The sequence below is a fragment of the Paenarthrobacter histidinolovorans genome, from assembly GCF_014647595.1.
GTDB classification, from domain to species: domain Bacteria; phylum Actinomycetota; class Actinomycetes; order Actinomycetales; family Micrococcaceae; genus Arthrobacter; species Arthrobacter histidinolovorans.
Genome location: NZ_BMPM01000002.1, coordinates 120446 through 137682 on the forward strand (window position 1 = coordinate 120446; position 17237 = coordinate 137682).

The window sequence follows — 17237 nt, forward strand, 5'->3', positions numbered from 1 at the left end:
CCGGCCTCCGCCGACTTGGCAATTAGTGCCCATGTTTCCCCACAACATGGGCACTAATTGTCATCTCGCGGGGCGTCCCGCGCGGCGGAGTGTCGCTTCCGCGTGCTTCAGAACAGGTCCATCGATCATTTTTCCCTTGAACTGGAACACCCCCGAGCCGGCGGCAACTGCTGCTTGCAGGAGTTCTTCGGCCTGCGCAACAGCTTCCGGGGCTGGGGAATAAGCCTCCCGGACCACAGCAACCTGGTTCGGGTGGATGCACGCCTTCGCGCCAAACCCGCTGGCCACGGCGTCCGCGGCCTCGGCCAGCAGGCCAGCCAGGTCCGGGATGTTTACGTACACAGAGTCGATGGCTTCCTTGCCCGCGGCTTTGGCCGCCAGCAGCACGGTGGAGCGCGCGTGCAGCGCGACGGCGCGGTAACCGCCGTCGTCGTTCCTGCTGGAAAGTCCGCCCAGGGACGCCAGGAGGTCCTCCGCACCCCACATCATGCCCACGGTGTTGGGCTCGGCAGCGATGGCAGAAGCATTAACTATGCCGGCCGCTGTCTCGCACAGTGCGATGACACTGTAGCCAGCCAGTGCCCGCAACTGCTCTGCGCTTTCCGCTTTGGCCAACATGACCGTGCGGTACGGCGTCCGTTCCAAGGCCTGGAGATCGAGTTCAAAGTCGCGGGTCCCCACAGGATTCACGCGGACGATGGTCCGCTCGGGGTCCAGTCCCCCAGCACCCAGCTGCTCCAGGACCGCATCGCGGGCGCCGGGTTTGTCCCCGGGAGCCACGGCGTCCTCGAAGTCCAGAATAACCGCGTCCGAGCGGTCAGCGGCCTTGCCGAAACGCTCCGGCCGGTCGGCAGGGCAGAAGAGAAGGGCAGGGCCCATGGTGAAGGGAGGGTGCATGAAGTTCCTTGCTGCTGGTCGTGCTGATTGCTGCTGGTCGTGCTGATTGCTGCGTCTGCTAATGGCCGGCGAGGCTCGCGGCGTGCGCTTCCATGGTCCACATGAGGCATGTCCGGGTGGCCAGGGCTACTACGGTTCCGTCCTGGTTTCGGCCCGTGTGCTGCATGGTCACCACGCCCTGTCCGGGCCGGGACGAAGACAAACGCTTTTCCGTGATCACCGTTTCCGTGTACAGCGTATCCCCGTGATAGAGCGGGTGCGGGAAAGTGACGTCCGTCAGCCCCAACTGGGCAATGATGGTTCCCTGCGTCAGCTGGGTCACCGACTGCCCCACCATGGTGGACAGCGTGAACATGGAGTTCATGAGGCGCTGGCCAAACGGCTGTCCGGAACTCCATGCAGCATCCAGGTGCAGGGCTTGCGTGTTCATGGTCAAGGTGGTGAAGAGCACGTTGTCCGTCTCTGTGACGGTGCGACCCGGCTTGTGTGCATAGATCACGCCTTCTTCGAGTTCGTCGAAGTAGAGGCCTCGTTGTTCCACAACCCGCGTCATACAGTGAGCTCCTGGTCCTCTTCGAACAACTCCGCGCCCGTGGCCGCCAGGACGTCATCCAGCGTGACGTTCGGGGCCAGCTCGCGCAACACCAGGCGCGGATCACCTTCGTCCTTGACCACATCGATCACTGCCAGGTCCGTGATGATCCTGTCCACACACCCCTTGCCGGTGAGAGGAAGCGTGCAGTTCCGGACAATCTTCGGCCTGCCGTTACGGTCCACGTGTTCCATCATGACGATGACCTTCTTGGCACCGAACACCAGGTCCATGGCGCCGCCCATACCCTTGACCATCTTGCCGGGAATCATCCAGTTGGCAAGATCTCCGTTGGCGGCGACCTCCATGGCCCCCAGGACCGCCACATCAACGTGTCCACCGCGGATCATGCCGAACGAGGACGCCGAATCGAAGAACGCGGCACCGGCGTTGGTTGTCACGGTTTCCTTGCCGGCGTTGATGAGGTCCGGATCCACCTTGTCCTCGGCAGGATACGGGCCAACACCAAGGATTCCGTTCTCCGAATGGAGGATCACCTCCACGCCGTCCGGAATGTAATTGGGGATCAGGGTAGGCATGCCGATTCCCAGGTTCACGTACTGCCCGTTAACCAGTTCCTTGGCCACTCGGGCGGCCAGTTCGTTGCGGGTCCAGCCCTTTGCTTCGTGGTGTTCGACGTCGGCCCGCCGGTACTCGTGTCGAACGGCTTCGGGACGCGGCGGTAGGTCCTGATAGGTGTTGTCGGCCATCATGACGCTCCTGTCTGTACGTTCGCTGCGGGGGTCAACACGTTCGCTGCGGGGGTCAACGCGACGGTGCGCTTCTCGACCCGTTTCTCAACGGTCCCGGCTACTACGACCCGCTGGACGAAGATCCCCGGCGTGTGGATGTGTTCCGGATCCAGCTCCCCCGGTTCCACGAGTTCCTCGACCTCGGCGATGGTCACCCCGGCTGCCATGGCACAAAGAGGGTTGAAGTTCATGGCGGTCGCATGGAAAACAAGGTTGCCGTGTCGGTCGCCCTTCCAGGCATGGACCAGCCCGAAGTCCGGTGTCAAAGACTCCTCCAGGACGTAGTCGCCGTCGTGGAAAGTCCGCACCTCCTTGGGCGCCGAAGCAACCGCAACGTTGCCTTCGGCGTCGTACTTTTGCGGAAGCCCGCCCTCGGACACCTGGGTTCCCACACCGGCCTTGGTATAGAACGCGGGGATGCCGGCACCGCCGGCGCGCAGCTTCTCGGCCAAGGTGCCCTGCGGGGTAAGGACCACTTCGAGTTCCCCCGCCAGATACTGCCGGGCAAATTCCTTGTTCTCGCCCACGTACGAGCTGATGGTGCGGCGGATGCGGCCATCCTTGAGGAGGATTCCCAAGCCCCAGTCGTCCACCCCGCAGTTGTTGCTGACGGTCTCCAGGTCCGTGGTGCCCTGTTGGTGGAGGGCTTCAATCAGGGAGACGGGGATACCGCACAAGCCGAAACCTCCCACCGCGAGCGAGGCTCCGTCCGGGATGTCCTTCACCGCTTCCGCGGCGCTGGCAACAACCTTGTCAATCATCCTTGATCCTTCCCTGCCACTGACGACCCAACGTACGGTTACAGACCCAGCTCGCGGGCGATGAGCATCAACTGGACCTCAGTGGTGCCTTCCCCGATTTCAAGGATTTTGGAATCGCGGTAATGGCGCGCCACCGTGAATTCGTTGATGAAGCCATAGCCGCCGAACACCTGGGTGGCGTCCCGCGCGTTGTCCATGGCTGCCTCGCCTGCGACCATCTTAGCGATGGCAGCTTCGGTCTTGAACGGCTTCCCCGCCAGCATCCTGGCGGCGGCGTCGTAGTAGGCAAGGCGGGCCGTGTGGGCCCTGGCCTGCATGCGGGCGATCTTGAACTGGATGGCCTGGTATTTGCCAATGTTCTGCCCGAACGCGCTGCGTTCCTTGGCGTACTTCACGGACAGGTCAACGCACCCCTGGGCTGCCCCTGTGGCCAGCGCGGCGATGGCGATGCGGCCCTCGTCCAGGATGGAGAGGAAGTTGGCATAGCCGCGGCCCCTCTCCCCCAGCAGGTTCGCTTCGGGAACCCGGACGTTGTCCAGAGTCAGTGGGTGGGTGTCGGAGGCGTTCCATCCCACCTTGTTGTAGGGCTTTTCCGCGGTGAAACCCGGCGTGTCCGTGGGCACCAGGATGGTTGAAATTTCCTTCTTGGTGCTGCCGTCAGCGTTTTCCTTCCGGCCGGTCACTGCCGTGACGGTGACAAGCGTGGTGATGTCAGTGCCGGAGTTGGTGATGAACTCCTTGTTGCCGTTGATGACCCACTGCCCGTTTTCCAAGATGGCGTGCGTCTTGGTGCCGCCGGCATCGGAACCAGCCTCACGCTCCGTCAAGCCGAAACCGGCCAAGGACCGTCCGGACGCCAATTGCGGCAGCCACTCCTGCTTCTGTTCTTCGGTTCCGAAACGGTAGACCGGCATGGCGCCCAGGGACACCCCGGCTTCCAAGGTGATGGCCACTGACTGGTCCACGCGCCCCAGCTGTTCCAACGCCAAGGCGAGCGCGAAGTAGTCTCCGCCCATCCCGCCGAATTCCTCGGGGAACGGCAGGCCGAAGAGGCCCATCTCCCCCATCTGCTTGACCACTTCGTATGGGAAGCTGTGCTCTTCGTCGTGCTTGGCGGAGACGGGGGCTACTACCTCGTCCGCGAACTCCCGGACGGAGTCGCTGAGGTCCTGGTATTCCTCATTCAGGTCAAACGTGCTCATGGTTGGACTTCCTTGTCTGTGTTCTTGCCAGTGTTGGTGTTCCCGCTGGCGGAGGCCGCTTCCTCGTCGGCGACGGCGACGTGAATGGTGGCGAGCACCTGGTCTGCTTTGACGAGGTCGCCTGGTTTGCTGGTGAGATGAACCGTTCCGGCGACGGACGCCACCAGTTGGTGCTCCATTTTCATGGCTTCAACTGCCAGGAGGACCTGCCCTTCCTCAACTACGTCACCGTTGGCCACGGACACGGAAACCACGGTCCCCGGCATGGGCGAGCGCACCTCCGGATCGGCGGCTCCTTCCACGCGCTGGATCCCTGCGAGTGTCCGCCGCAGTCGTTCGGCCCGGTCCAGGACCTCAAGCCGGCAGGACCAGCCATCGTTGCTCACGAATATCTCCCGTGGGGCGTCCGCAGTGCCCACCGCGTAGGTGACCTGTCCGCCGTCGAACTCCACGGTTATCCCGGTGCCGCTGCGTTCTGCCACCCGAACGCCGACCGGTTCGCCGGCGTCGATCCTTGCCGTCACGGCGCCGGCTTTTTCGGTGATGGCGACCGTAGCCATGCCGGCGCCGGGCAGGCCGAGGGTCGCGGTCCAGGCACCGTTTGCGCCAACGCGCCAGGCATCAGGGGTCCTCCACGCATCTCCCGCGCTCGCCGGTTCAGGCCGTTCAAGCCACAGCGTCAGGGCGGCAGCGATCAGTTCCCGGGGACCCGCGTGCCGGAACTCCATGGACGGCAGCTTGCGTTCGATCAGCCCGGTGTCGAGGTGCCCGGCCCGGACGTCGGAATCGTTGATCAGGAGTCGAAGGTACTCGACGTTCGTGTCCACGCCCAGCAGCGTGTAACGGCCCAGTGCAGCATCCAAGGTGTCCAGAGCAGCGGCCCTGTCCGCGCCCCACGCGATAACTTTGGCGAGCATGGGATCGTAGTCGCCCGTGATCTGCAGCTGGTCCCGCATGGCCGAGTCGATCCGCACATTGGCGTGGGCCTTTTGCTCTCCTGAAACGGTTGCATCCGCCGCACCGTGCTCGGCAAGGGCCACCACCCGTCCCATGGACGGCATGAAGTTCCTCTCGGGCACCTCCGCGTAGACCCGCGCCTCCACGGCATGGCCCTGAAGCACGACGTCGGACTGCGCCACGGTGAGCACCTCACCGGCGGCGATCCTCACCTGCCATTCAACGAGGTCGATACCCGTGACCATTTCCGTGACAGGATGCTCCACCTGCAGCCGGGTGTTCATCTCCATGAAGAAGAACTCATCCGGATGTTCGTCGGATACCAGGAACTCGACGGTTCCGGCGCCGCTGTAGTTGACCGACCGGGCCGCGTTGCAGGCCGCCTCGCCGATCCGCGTCCGCTGGGCAGCGCCGTCCGCCAGCGATTCAAAGAGGGCGGAAGGAGCTTCTTCAATAACCTTTTGGTGCCGGCGTTGCAGGGAGCATTCGCGTTCGCCAAGATGGATGACGTTGCCGTGGTTGTCGGCCAGGACCTGTACCTCAATGTGCCGGGGAGCCCTGATGAGCCGCTCCAGGAACAGAGTGTCGTCGCCGAAGGCGGACGCCGCCACGCGCCTCGCCGTCAAAAGCGTGGAGGCCATATCCTCGGCCCGTTCCACAACGTGCATGCCCTTGCCGCCGCCGCCAGCAGATGGCTTGATCAGCAGGGGAAATCCGACGTCGGGTGCTGCTTCCAGCAGGTCCTGGTCGGTGAGTCCGGGCTTGGCGATGCCGGGAACGCACGGAACGTCATAGGCCATCACGTGGTTCTTGGAGCGGATCTTGTCGCCCATCACTTCGATGGCGCCGATGCCGGGACCGATGAAAGTGATGCCCGCGGCATCCAGGGCTTTGGCGAACTCCACGTTCTCGGACAGGAAACCGTAACCCGGATGAACGGCCTCCGCTCCACTGCGGCGGCAAGCATCGATGATGGCGTCGATCTTCAAGTAGCTCTCCGCAGGCGACGTTCCACCAATGGCGACGGCGGTATCGGCCAGCGCTACGTGTTTTGCGTCCTCGTCCGCGTCCGAATACACGGCGACCGAGCGGATGCCCATGTCCCTCAGGGTCCGGATGACCCGGCAGGCGATTTCACCGCGGTTGGCAACAAGGACGGCAGTAAAGGTTTGTGCTGGGGCTGTTGGGGCTGGGGCTGTTGGGGCTGGGGCTGTTGGGGCTGGGGCTGTTGTTGGCAGGGTCATGGTCACATCCTGAAGAGACCGAAGGAGGTTTCGGGCAGTGGCGGGCGGGAGACGACGTCGAGGGCCATGCCCAGGACTCGCCGGGTGTCAGCGGGGTCGATGATGCCGTCGTCCCACAGCCTCGCGGTGGAATAGTAAGGGCTTCCCTGGTCCTCGTACTGTTGCTTGATGGGAGCTTTGAAAGCTTCCTCATCCTCGGCGGGCCATTCCTGGCCTGCGGCCTCGTACTGGTCCCTCTTGACGGTGGCCAGGACGCTGGAAGCCTGGTTTCCGCCCATGACCGAGATGCGGGCAGCCGGCCACATCCAGAGGAACCGTGGCGAGTAAGCCCGGCCGCACATGGAGTAGTTGCCGGCTCCGAACGAACCGCCGATCACCACCGTCAGTTTCGGCACCCTGGCCGTGGCTACTGCAGTGACCATCTTGGCGCCGTTCTTGGCAATGCCGCCCTGCTCGTAGTCCTTGCCCACCATGAAGCCCGAGAGGTTCTGCAGGAAGATCAAGGGAATGCCGCGTTGATCGCAGAGCTCGATGAAGTGGGCTCCCTTTAAGGACGATTCGCTGAAGAGGACCCCATTGTTGGCCACGATGCCCACCGGATGCCCATGCAGGTGCGCGAACCCGGTCACCAGGGTGGTGCCGTAATTCGTCTTGAATTCGTGGAATTCGGACCCGTCAACGAGTCTCGCGATGACTTCGCGGACGTCATACTGGGCGTTCACGTCCGTGGGAACCACGCCATAGAGCTCTGAAGGGTCGACGACGGGCGGCAGGACGACGTCGGACACGTCCCATGCCGGCTGCGCCGGCTTCGGCAACGTCGCCACGATGTCCCGGACGATTTCCAGCGCGTGCTGATCGTTCTCGGCCAGGTGGTCCGTGACCCCGGAAATCCTCGAGTGAACGTCGCCGCCGCCAAGTTCTTCGGCCGTGACGATCTCGCCGATCGCTGCCTTAACCAACGGAGGTCCGCCCAGGAAAATGGTGCCTTGGTTCCGGACAATGACCGTCTCATCGCTCATCGCCGGCACATATGCGCCACCGGCCGTGCAGGAGCCCATCACGGAGGCGATCTGCGGGATCTTGGCGGCAGACATCCTGGCCTGGTTGTAGAAGATCCGGCCGAAGTGTTCTTTGTCCGGGAAGACCTCGTCCTGCTTGGGAAGGAACGCTCCCCCGGAATCCACCAAATAGATGCACGGAAGCTTGTTCTCGAGCGCAATTTCCTGGGCCCGGAGGTGCTTCTTCACGGTCATGGGATAGTAGGTTCCGCCCTTGACCGTGGCGTCATTGGAGATGACCAGGACGTGCCGGCCATGGACCAGGCCAATGCCGGCGATCACCCCGGCGCCGGGAGAATCGTCGTCGTACATGCCGTTGGCCGCCAATGGAGCGATCTCAAGGAAAGGGCTGCCGTCATCGAGCAGGTAGTCGATGCGTTCCCGCGGCAGGAGCTTACCGCGGGCGATGTGCCGCTGGCGGGATTTTTCCGGTCCGCCCAGGGCTGCCGTTGCAAGGCGCTCCCTTAGTTCCTCCACCAGGGCACGTTGCGCCTCCTGGTTGGCTTCAAAGGTGCCGGTGGCGGCTCCCGTCAGACTGGCAATTGTCTCCATCGACCCCTGTTCCATTCCCGGCTCACCGCCATTTCGGTTAGTGCCGCGTAACTGAAATTTAGGTTAGTCTTTATTAACTGATATGTCCAGCACAGAGGGCTCCTGGCCCGTTGCGTTGGTATGGGCACAAGGAGGACATCGTGACAGCAAGCCCGGAAGCACACGCCGAAGGCCACCGTGCCGCCACAACCCAACGGAGCCAGGCCAAAGAACTCCGCCGGTTGGCACTGCTGTCAGCTGCAGCCGGCCTTTTTGCGGACAACGGATTCAGCCGGGTTTCACTGGAAGACCTGGGAGCCGCAGCCGGCGTCAGTGGACCGGCCGTGTACCGGCACTTTCCTGGAAAGCAGGGAGTCCTCGGTGAACTCCTCCTCAGTGTCAGCCGCGACCTGCTGGACGGCGGTCGTCGCGTAGCAGCGGAGGCCGGCAGTCCCGAGGACGCCTTGAAAGCCTTGGTGGCGTTCCAAGTGGACTTCGCCCTGAGCAACCCGGATGTCATCCGGGTACAGGACCGCGATTTCACCAGCCTCAGTGAGGCAGACCAGGCCGAGGTCCGCTCCTTGCAACGCAGTTATGTGGAGACCTGGGTTGACGTCCTGGCCAGGATTCACGCCGGCGCGGATGTCGCGGGCCTGCGCGTCCGGGCACACGCCGCCTTTGGGTTGATCAACTCCACCCCGCACTCTGTGCGGCATCACGGCCGGAAGATCGCGGTGAAATCCGCGAGGCCCATTCTGGAGCAGATGGCTTTGGCTGCCCTGACATCTGCCTGATCGATTTTTTAGAACCTGGAGCAGCCGTCCGGGTGCAGGGCCAATAATGTCCGACCCTGGTGAAATGCTTTAAACATGGAAGCTATGGGGCAACTGACAGCAGAGTGGGCGGCATCGTCCCCTGCTGTCGCTGCCCTGGCCGCGAGCCACTCACGGCGATACCCGGGCAACTTCCAGTGGATCAAGGGGTCGACGGCGGTAGCCACCTCCATCGGCCGCTTCCACGGTGTTGGGCTACTCACCGACGAGGCCACTTTCTCCGGAAATGCAGGACGCCGGGAACGCGCGTCGGTTGCGGGGTCAGATCTCGCGACACTTTTTGACAGCGGCAAGGCTCTTCTGGACTCCGCACGGCAGACGTTCGCCGGGCAGGCGCCCTCATTCAGTGTGGAGAAGGCGGCCGACTTTGCCGGCATGATCGAGGACATCTCGCGGTCGATCGAGTACCTCCAGGTGGTCGCGGCCCAGGCTGTGGAACGGACCCGGCGCGAGGCGCAGGCGCGGCAGTCAGGGGCGTCCGGGGCACAGGAATGGCGGACGGGGTGGACCGAACCAGACGGTGGCACAGGTGCTGGTGCTGGGGCTGTGGCTGGTGCTGTGAGTAGTTCTGGGGCGGGTGCTGGTTCCGTGGCTGCTGGTGCTGGTGCTGGTGCTGGTGCTGGTGGCAGTGTTTTGGATGATGGGTACCGGAACGCGGCCGAATTCCTCCGGGCCCGGCTGCGGATCGGCATCAGCGAAGCCCGGCGCCGGCTCGCCCTCACAACCGACGTCCTGCCCGGGACAGGAATAACCGGCCACCACGTCCCGGCCCGGCGCGAACACCTCGCCCAAGCCCTCGCCACCGCACAAATACCGTCACGGTCCGCCACGATCATCAGCACCACCCTGGACAAAGTCCAACACCTCACCGACCCGGAGACCCTCACCCGCATCGAACACGCCCTCACCACCACCGCAGCACAATCCGACCCCGACTTCGTCACCACCATGGCCAAACGCTGGATCGACCGCATCGACCAAGACGGCCCCGAACCCACCGAAGAAACCCTCCGCCACACCCAAGGCGCGTTCCTCCGCCGCCGACGCCGCTACGGCCTGCACCACCTCGAAATCTTCGCCACCACCGAACAATACGAAACCCTCGCCACCGCCATGAACACCGCCACCAACCCCCGACTCACCACCACCCCAACCGGCAAAGCAGGAACACCAACCGGCCCGGAACTGGACCGGCGCTCCCGTGCCCAGAAACTCCTCGACGGCCTCGTCGGCGCCTGCGCAGTCGCGATGACCACCAGCAAACTGCCCTCCAACGGCGGACTCCGACCCCAACTCACCGTCACCGTCGACCACCGCGAGCTCTTCAGCCAACTCACCAGCACCACAAAGCCCAACGGAACCGATCAGCACGGCACCCGGACCCAGCCCGACGCCAGCACCCCCACCCAGTACGGCCCCCGGAACACCAACAGCACCGTCAGCACCGGCAGCGCGACCTTCACCGGCCCACTGCACCCCAACACCATCCGCAAAATAGCCTGCGACGCCGAAATCCTCCCCGTCCTGCTCGGCACCGACTCCCAAATCCTCGACATCGGCCGCACCACCCGGATCTTCCCACCCCACATCCGCAAAGCCATCACCGCCCGCGACGGCGGCTGCGCCTTCCCCGACTGCACCCTCCCCGCACCCTGGTGCGAAGCCCACCACATCACCTACTGGTCACACGGCGGCACCACAGGAACCAACAACGGCACCCTCCTCTGCTCCCACCACCACCACCTCATCCACAAAGAACAATGGACCATCACCATCAACACCGGCATCCCCTGGTTCATCCCCCCACCCCACATCGACCCCCACCAAACACCCCGCCGCAACCACCACCACACACCACCCAGAACATGAGCGCGGACGGGTAAACCAGCACCCGACCTGGCGCGCCACGTACCCAAGACAGAGGTGCGACCGTGCCAAACCGCGCCCCGACCAGGGCACCGCACCGCGAACCAGGGCACCGCGCCCCGACCAGGGCACCGCACCCCGAACCAGAGCACCGGGCCCGCTCCTGCCATGCGCACCCGTGCTCCGCCATGTGCTTGGGTCGCTCCCATATTCCTAGGACTCACAGAGCCTGCCTTAAGGGCTGCGCGCTGCGCGTGTGCCGCCTAGGCTGGAAGACCAAAGCCCTGCTGAAAACACAATGCACAGGGTAAGGTCCAGCCACTAACAAGGAGCACACCATGAGGATTGCCGTCACCGGCGGAAGCGGGAAACTGGGCAGAAGTGTTGTCCGTCGGCTCACGGAGGATGGCCACCAGGTGCTCAACATGGACCGGGCCGGCACGCGCGGGCGAGGCTACGTCAGCGTGGACCTCCGGAATTACGGACAGGTCCTGGACGTCATCCTGGGCCTGGATGACCAACACGACGGCCTCGATGCGATCGTTCACCTGGCCGCCATTCCCGCGCCGGGGCTCGCCCCCGACGCCGCGATCTTCGAAAACAACATGGTCTCCACCTACAACGTGTTTCAGGCAGCGCGGCGTGCGGGCATCAAGAAGGTTGTTTATGCATCGAGTGAGACCGTGCTGGGACTTCCCTTCGACATCGACCCTCCCTACATTCCGGTCGATGAGGAATACGCTGCACGCCCGGAAAGCACCTACTCACTGGTCAAGCACCTCGAGGAGCAGATGGCCATCCAGCTGACGCGGTGGGATCCGGATCTGAGCATCACGGCGCTGCGTTTCTCCAATGTCATGGACCCCGAGGACTACGACGCCTTTCCGTCCTTCGACAACGACGCCACACTGCGCAAATGGAACCTTTGGGGCTACATCGACGCCCGGGACGGCGCCCTCGCTGTGGTGCGTGCCCTTGAACATGGGGAACCGGGCTTCGAGACCTTCATCATCGCCGCCGCCGATACTGTGATGAGCCGAAGCAGCGCGGAGCTGGCAGCGGAAGTCTTCCCCGGCGTCGAGGTTCTCAAGGAACTGGGTGAACACGAAACCATGCTGTCCATCGACAAAGCGCGCAAACTGCTGGGTTTCGAACCGGAGCACAGTTGGCGCACGGTCCATTCCAACCGCACCACTCCCACAGAGGACTAGCGCTCAGCGAGGTCTGGCCACCATTGTGCCCCGACGCGCGACGGCCCATCCCTTAGCTGCAGTTTCCTGCAAGCACTCGTAAAGGGATGGGCCGGCGCAGCGTGGGACGCGTCAGATCATGGTCATGACCATGGCGGGGTCGGACAGGATGGCACCGAGGTCCGCAAGGAACCGGGAGCCCTGTTCGCCATCCACCAGGCGGTGGTCGAAGGACAGGCTCAGGGACATGACCTGACGGACTGCCAGTTCGTCGTTCACCACCCACGGTGCCTTCCGCACAGCGCCAAGGGCCACAATGGCGGCCTCGCCCGGGTTGAGGATGGGCGTCCCCGCGTCGATCCCGAACACACCGATGTTCGTGATGGAGATGGTCCCACCGGACAACTCCGACGGCGACGTCTTGCCTGCACGCGCCGTGTCCGTAAGCTGGGTCAACGCTGATGAGAGCTCGCGCAGGGACAGTTGATCAGCATCCTTGATGTTCGGGACGGTCAAGCCCCGCGGTGTCGCAGCGGCGATGCCCAGGTTCACATAGTTGAACTGGACAATCTCCTGGTTCACCTCATCCCAGCGGGAATTCAGTGTGGGATTGTTCCGCAACGCCACCAGGACCGCCTTGGCCGCAATGGTCAGGGGTGTGAGCTTGAAGCCCTCGAAGGTCCTGTTGCCCTTGAGCTTGGCCAGCAGTTCCATGGTGGCCGTGACATCCACCGTGAGGAATTCCGTCACATGCGGGGCAGTAAAGGCGCTCTGCACCATGGCAGCCGCAGTGAACTTCCGGACACCCTTGATGGGCGTTCGCGTCTCGCGGTCGCCCGGCGCTCCAGCAATCCCGGCGGGGACATCCGCTGCGCCGGTGAAGTTCTGGACATCCTCGCGGGTGATGAGCCCGCCCGGGCCGGTTCCTGGAACCACTTCCAAGTCGATCCCCAAGTCACGGGCCAGTTTGCGCACTGGCGGCGTGGACCTCGGCCGCTCCGCAGCGACTTCCGATTCCGGCACGGCGATCGATTCCGGGATAGCCGGAACTTCCGCTGTCGCCTGAACGCGGGCCCGTCGCGTGGGACGGCCGGAATGTTCGACGACGGCGCCGTAACCCACCAGATTCGGCTCGCGCTTCGCGGGGCTCCCCACCGCTTCAGCGGCGCTTGCGGAAGGCGCACCATTCGCAGAAGTCACGACGGCGGACCCGTCACCGGCAGCCGGTGCGCCACCTCCGTTGGAGGACCCGGCGTCGTCCACTTCGAAGGAGACGATCGGCTTCCCGACCTCCACTACCGTTCCCGGTTGCTCGTGAAGGGCAGCGACGGTGCCGGCAAATGGCGACGGCAACTCCACCACCGCTTTGGCCGTCTCAACCTCGGCGATGACCTGGTTCAAGGTGACCGTGTCCCCCACGGCCACCTTCCAGCTCAGGATTTCCGATTCGGTCAATCCCTCGCCAAGGTCCGGCAGCCTGAATTCCTTGATCATGGTGGCGCTCATCCTTCCAGTCCACTCAACGAGTTGCGGCGTCCCAAGGCGCGGTCCACGCCGTCGAGGATCCTGTCCAGATCCGGCAGGTGGTGCATTTCGAGCTTCGAGTAGGGATACGGCACGTCAAAGCCGGTGATCCGGACGGGCGCGGACTCAAGGTAATTGAAGCAGCGTTCCGTAATGCTCGCCGCGATCTCGGCGCCAAGGCCGCCGGACTGCCCAGCTTCGTGGGTGATCACCAGTCGTCCTGTCTTGCGGACGGAAGCTTCCACAACCGGGTAATCCACGGGGGCCAATGAACGCAGATCGATCACTTCCACTGAGATGCCTTCGTCAGCGGCAGCCATGGCTGCATCCTTCGCCGTCTTGACCAACGGACCGTACGCAACCAAGGTGACGTCGGAGCCGGGGCTTACCACTACGGCACGGTCCAGGGGCAATGCCGTGGCAAGGTCGAGTGACTCATCCACATCGCCCTTGTCGTGGTAACGCCTTTTGGGCTCGAAGTAGAGCACGGGATCATCAGAGGCGATGGCCTGCTGGATCATGGTGTAGGCGTCCTGGGGGTTGGAGACAGCCACCACCCTCAGGCCCGAAGTGTGGGTGAAGTACGCTTCAGGCGATTCGGAGTGGTGCTCCGGCGACCCGATGCCACCACCAAAGGGCACGCGGATGGTGATGGGCATCTTGACGCGGCCCTGGGTGCGGTAATGCATCTTGGCTACCTGGCTGACAATTTGGTCGAACGCAGGGTAGATAAAACCGTCGAACTGGATCTCGCACACCGGGCGGTAACCGCGATAGGCCAGCCCCACGGCGGTACCGATAATGCCGGACTCCGCCAGCGGCGAATCAATGACGCGGTGCTTTCCGAAGTCCTTTTGCAGCCCGTCCGTGACACGGAAAACACCACCAAGGGAACCAATATCCTCACCCATGAGGACCACTTTGGGATCATTTTCGAGAGATTTCCGGAGGCCGGCGTTGATTGCCCGGGCAAAAGTAAGCTTGGACATCAGAGTGCACCTTCCTCGACGGGCTGGTTGAAACTGCTCAGGTAGCGGGAGTAGTGGTCCTTCTGGCGCTCGATCCAGGAATTCGGCGTGCTGTAGACGTGGTTGAACACGTCCAACGGCTGCGGGTCGGGCATGCCGATGCAGCTCGAGCGGAGATCGGCTGCAACGGCGTCTGCCTTGGCCTTGACGCGCGCTTCCACATCATCCGTGAGCAGGCCTTTGGCCTCCAGGAGCTTCCGGAGCCTCAGAATGGGGTCCTTGGCGGCCCAATCTTCCAGCTCAATCGGATCGCGGTAGCGGGTGGGGTCATCAGCGGTAGTGTGCGGACCCATGCGGTACGTGACAGCTTCAATGAAGGTCGGTCCCCCGCCCTTGCGCGCCCGGTCCAGGGCCACACGCGTGGCCGCCATGACAGCCAGGACGTCATTGCCGTCCACCCGCATGCTGGGAATACCGAACCCAGTAGGCCTGTCGGCCAACTGAACGTGCGACTGGATGCGCACGGGCTCCGAAATGGCCCAGTGATTGTTCTGGCAGAAGAACACCACAGGAGCCTGGTAGCTGGCTGCGAACACCATGGCCTCGTTGACATCGCCTTCACTCGTTGCGCCGTCGCCGAAGTACGCAAGGACTGCCGTGTTTGCGCCGTCCAGTTGCACGCCCATGGCATAGCCCGTGGCGTGCAGGCTTTGGGAACCGATGATGATCTGGGGAGTGGCCAAGTTGATGCGCTGCGGGTCCCAACCGTACGAAGCATTGCCACGCCACACGCGCGCGATCTCGGAAAGGTGGGCGCCCCGGACGTAGGCCACTCCGCTTTCCCGGTAGCTCGGGAACACGAAGTCGTCGTCGCGCAATGAACGGCTGGAGCCGATCTGCGCTGCTTCCTGGCCGAGGAGCGGCGGCCACAAGGCCAACTCACCCTGGCGTTGGAGTGCCGTGGCTTCTGCGTCGATTCGCCGGATGACGGTCATGTCCTCATAGAGCGAGCACAATTGTTCGTCGCCGACGTCCTTAACCCAGACATCAAACTCGGGATGGCTGATGCGCTCGCCCTCCGGAGACACCAACTGGAGCAAATCGCCGCCAGTCCGCAAAGAGATATGTGCACTTTGTTCCGGGCCCGGAGCATCATGTCGCACTCCCTTGCCCGCCTGATCCGTCAACACAGGTGATCGCAACCTTCCGGCTCGTTTTCGTCGGCGCTCGCAGGACTTGTGATCCTGCCGCACGCCGGCCCTCCGGCACCTTCGCCGGAGTTAATTGTGACCCTACTCACAGAAGGCATCGGGTACAACTACCCTCGATGAAGTTGAGCATTATGCACTATTCGCTACATCCGGGGCGTGCTAATCTTGCGCATTATGCAACCCTTGGATGGCACTGACACCCGTCTCCTTTCCGCGATGGCCAAGGACCCCCGTGGCACTGTGGTTGCCCTCGCGCAGAAGCTTGGCCTCTCCCGCAATACGGTGCAGGCCCGCATGGCGCAGCTCGAAAAGAAGCATGCCTTCCTGTCATTCGAGCGACGGATCAACCCCGTGGCCCTTGGCTACCCCTTGACTGCGTTCATCACCGTCCACGTGCAGCAGCAAAAGCTTGCTTCCCTGGCACGGGACCTGGCCGACATCCCGGAAATCCTCGAAGGCTTTGGCCTTACCGGCTCCGCGGACCTGCTGTTGCGCGTCGTTGCCCTGGACGCGGAAGACCTCTACCGCATCAATGGAAAGATCCTCGGTTGCGACGGAGTGGATCGGACGGACACCGCCCTGGCGATGCGGGAGATGATCCCGTACCGTGTGCAGCCGCTCCTCGGACGTCGCTCCGGGACCTGAAACGCCACCTCAGCCGCGGCTCTGTTCCGCCGTGCCTCTTGCCCGCGGAAGCGGAAATGCGCTTTGATTCAAGAGGACGCACCGGGGGCCGCCCAGAGGATCCCGGCCAGGTGGTGGCGCTGCCGCAGGCTGCCGAAAGGGGCACTACCGTGAGCACTCCGCAAGAACCTAACCAACCCAACCAGAATCAACCCGGGTACAACCCGCCACCGGTTCCTCCCGGGCCCGGGTACCCGCCCCAAACCGGCGCGTCGCCGCAGTGGCAGCAGCCGCCGTCGTCCGCTCCCCAGGGCGGGAACCCGCAGTACGCTGCCCCTGGCCAGTTCCAGCAAAACCCCTACCCTCAGGGACAAAGCCAAGGCCAAGGACAAAGCCCGTCAGGGCAGTATCAACCCGGCCAGTATCAACCCGGCCAGTACCCGCCCGGCCAATACCCGCCCGGCCAATACCCGCCCGGCCAATACCCGCCCGGCCAATATCAACCCGGCCAGTACGGCCAGCAACCGCCCAAGAAGAACCGGAAAGTCCTGTGGATCGTCCTCGGCATCGTCGCGGGCGTCATCGTGCTGGCCGTTGTGGGCGTCCTCATCCTGGTCAACGTGGTGGGCAACGCCACCTCCAAGGCCCGGTCCCTGGCAGACGAGTTCACCAACCTCGTGGTCTCCGGGCAGGCAGAGCAGGCCTACGACAACTACCTCAGCCAGCCCCTCAAGGACGAACTGGACAAGCAGTCCTTCGTGGACGGCATCGCCAGCCTGGAACTGGACAGCTCGTGCAAGCCGAACTACAACTCCGTGAGCGTCGACTCGAACAACGGAAACAACAAGGCCAACCTCGCAGGCAAACTGCAATGCGACGGAAAGACCATTGACCTGCAGTACGTCTTCGAGGGCACCAACGACCTCAAGATGAGCAGCATCCGGCTCCGCCCCTAGCCAGAAAAAATAAATCCGCACTTCCACCCATCCACGCAAACGCATGATCCGAATCACTGCTTGAGAGT

At 63.5% G+C, this 17237-nt stretch carries 15 protein-coding genes; 5 read left to right on the forward strand and 10 right to left on the reverse strand.

Going from position 1 to position 17237, the window contains the following annotated elements:
- Window positions 1–60: 60 nt before the first annotated feature.
- From IEY62_RS05205 to IEY62_RS05235, 7 genes are read right to left on the reverse strand one after another with little or no spacing between them, the layout of a single operon-like run.
- Complete coding sequence (locus tag IEY62_RS05205; RefSeq protein WP_189014678.1) at window positions 61–897, reverse strand: HpcH/HpaI aldolase/citrate lyase family protein; 837 nt, start codon at window positions 895–897, stop codon at window positions 61–63.
- Window positions 898–955: 58 nt separating this feature from the next.
- Window positions 956–1450 carry a MaoC family dehydratase gene (locus tag IEY62_RS05210; protein ID WP_189014680.1) on the reverse strand — a complete coding sequence of 165 codons (495 nt, stop codon included), beginning with the start codon at window positions 1448–1450 and terminating at the stop codon, window positions 956–958.
- Window positions 1447–2199: a CoA transferase subunit B gene (locus IEY62_RS05215; protein WP_189015686.1), complete on the reverse strand. Its 753-nt coding sequence runs from the start codon at window positions 2197–2199 to the stop codon at window positions 1447–1449. The genes IEY62_RS05210 and IEY62_RS05215 overlap by 4 nt, the downstream gene beginning before the upstream one ends.
- Complete coding sequence (locus tag IEY62_RS05220; protein ID WP_189014682.1) at window positions 2199–3002, reverse strand: CoA transferase subunit A; 804 nt, start codon at window positions 3000–3002, stop codon at window positions 2199–2201. Before IEY62_RS05220 ends, IEY62_RS05215 begins: the two co-directional genes overlap by 1 nt.
- Before the next feature lie 38 nt (window positions 3003–3040).
- The gene (locus tag IEY62_RS05225; protein ID WP_189014684.1) at window positions 3041–4204 is read right to left on the reverse strand and encodes an acyl-CoA dehydrogenase family protein; all 1164 of its coding nucleotides are present in this window, start codon (window positions 4202–4204) and stop codon (window positions 3041–3043) included.
- Window positions 4201–6405, reverse strand: coding sequence for an ATP-binding protein (locus IEY62_RS05230; RefSeq protein ID WP_189014686.1), 2205 nt, complete (start codon window positions 6403–6405; stop codon window positions 4201–4203). The genes IEY62_RS05225 and IEY62_RS05230 overlap by 4 nt, the downstream gene beginning before the upstream one ends.
- Before the next feature lie 2 nt (window positions 6406–6407).
- On the reverse strand, window positions 6408–8018 hold the full coding sequence (locus IEY62_RS05235; RefSeq protein ID WP_189014687.1) for a carboxyl transferase domain-containing protein: 1611 nt from the start codon (window positions 8016–8018) through the stop codon (window positions 6408–6410).
- Between the two features lie 140 nt (window positions 8019–8158).
- Between IEY62_RS05235 and IEY62_RS05240 the strand changes: the two genes are divergently transcribed.
- The 3 genes from IEY62_RS05240 to IEY62_RS05250 all read left to right on the forward strand — a co-directional run bounded on the left by IEY62_RS05240 (window position 8159) and on the right by IEY62_RS05250 (window position 11907).
- Entirely contained in the window at window positions 8159–8791 is a 633-nt protein-coding gene (locus IEY62_RS05240; protein WP_189014688.1) for an SACE_7040 family transcriptional regulator, read from the forward strand.
- A 75-nt stretch (window positions 8792–8866) separates the two neighbouring features.
- Window positions 8867–10699, forward strand: a complete 1833-nt coding sequence (locus tag IEY62_RS05245; RefSeq protein WP_189014689.1) for an HNH endonuclease signature motif containing protein — start codon at window positions 8867–8869, stop codon at window positions 10697–10699.
- A 335-nt stretch (window positions 10700–11034) separates the two neighbouring features.
- The gene (locus tag IEY62_RS05250) at window positions 11035–11907 is read left to right on the forward strand and encodes an NAD-dependent epimerase/dehydratase family protein (RefSeq protein ID WP_189014690.1); all 873 of its coding nucleotides are present in this window, start codon (window positions 11035–11037) and stop codon (window positions 11905–11907) included.
- A gap of 111 nt (window positions 11908–12018) precedes the next feature.
- Here the strand turns inward: IEY62_RS05250 and IEY62_RS05255 are convergent, their stop codons facing one another.
- Genes IEY62_RS05255 through pdhA form a run of 3 tightly spaced genes read right to left on the reverse strand, consistent with a single transcriptional unit; the run spans window position 12019 to window position 15568 of the window.
- Window positions 12019–13392, reverse strand: coding sequence for a dihydrolipoamide acetyltransferase family protein (locus IEY62_RS05255; protein WP_189014691.1), 1374 nt, complete (start codon window positions 13390–13392; stop codon window positions 12019–12021).
- On the reverse strand, window positions 13389–14399 hold the full coding sequence (locus tag IEY62_RS05260) for an alpha-ketoacid dehydrogenase subunit beta (RefSeq protein ID WP_189014692.1): 1011 nt from the start codon (window positions 14397–14399) through the stop codon (window positions 13389–13391). The genes IEY62_RS05255 and IEY62_RS05260 overlap by 4 nt, the downstream gene beginning before the upstream one ends.
- The gene (pdhA, locus tag IEY62_RS05265) at window positions 14399–15568 is read right to left on the reverse strand and encodes a pyruvate dehydrogenase (acetyl-transferring) E1 component subunit alpha (RefSeq protein ID WP_189014694.1); all 1170 of its coding nucleotides are present in this window, start codon (window positions 15566–15568) and stop codon (window positions 14399–14401) included. Before pdhA ends, IEY62_RS05260 begins: the two co-directional genes overlap by 1 nt.
- 195 nt (window positions 15569–15763) lie before the next feature.
- Here pdhA and IEY62_RS05270 point away from each other — a divergent pair, with 195 nt between their 5' ends.
- Window positions 15764–16234 carry an Lrp/AsnC family transcriptional regulator gene (locus IEY62_RS05270; RefSeq protein WP_189014696.1) on the forward strand — a complete coding sequence of 157 codons (471 nt, stop codon included), beginning with the start codon at window positions 15764–15766 and terminating at the stop codon, window positions 16232–16234.
- Window positions 16235–16383: 149 nt separating this feature from the next.
- Window positions 16384–17169 (forward strand): hypothetical protein, encoded by a 786-nt coding sequence (locus IEY62_RS05275; protein ID WP_229785090.1) that lies wholly within the window; start codon window positions 16384–16386, stop codon window positions 17167–17169.
- Window positions 17170–17237: the final 68 nt, after the last annotated feature.

Excerpts from the sequence above, each read along its gene's own strand:
- IEY62_RS05205 (WP_189014678.1), bottom strand. The coding sequence starts at position 897 with ATGCACCCTCCCTTCACCATGGGCCCTGCCCTTCTCTTCTGCCCTGCC.
- IEY62_RS05210 (WP_189014680.1), bottom strand. The coding sequence starts at position 1,450 with ATGACGCGGGTTGTGGAACAACGAGGCCTCTACTTCGACGAACTCGAA.
- IEY62_RS05215 (WP_189015686.1), bottom strand. The coding sequence starts at position 2,199 with ATGGCCGACAACACCTATCAGGACCTACCGCCGCGTCCCGAAGCCGTT.
- IEY62_RS05220 (WP_189014682.1), bottom strand. The coding sequence starts at position 3,002 with ATGATTGACAAGGTTGTTGCCAGCGCCGCGGAAGCGGTGAAGGACATC.
- IEY62_RS05225 (WP_189014684.1), bottom strand. The coding sequence starts at position 4,204 with ATGAGCACGTTTGACCTGAATGAGGAATACCAGGACCTCAGCGACTCC.
- IEY62_RS05230 (WP_189014686.1), bottom strand. The coding sequence starts at position 6,405 with ATGACCCTGCCAACAACAGCCCCAGCCCCAACAGCCCCAGCCCCAACA.
- IEY62_RS05235 (WP_189014687.1), bottom strand. The coding sequence starts at position 8,018 with ATGGAGACAATTGCCAGTCTGACGGGAGCCGCCACCGGCACCTTTGAA.
- IEY62_RS05245 (WP_189014689.1), top strand. The coding sequence starts at position 8,867 with ATGGAAGCTATGGGGCAACTGACAGCAGAGTGGGCGGCATCGTCCCCT.
- IEY62_RS05250 (WP_189014690.1), top strand. The coding sequence starts at position 11,035 with ATGAGGATTGCCGTCACCGGCGGAAGCGGGAAACTGGGCAGAAGTGTT.
- IEY62_RS05255 (WP_189014691.1), bottom strand. The coding sequence starts at position 13,392 with ATGAGCGCCACCATGATCAAGGAATTCAGGCTGCCGGACCTTGGCGAG.
- IEY62_RS05260 (WP_189014692.1), bottom strand. The coding sequence starts at position 14,399 with ATGTCCAAGCTTACTTTTGCCCGGGCAATCAACGCCGGCCTCCGGAAA.
- IEY62_RS05270 (WP_189014696.1), top strand. The coding sequence starts at position 15,764 with ATGCAACCCTTGGATGGCACTGACACCCGTCTCCTTTCCGCGATGGCC.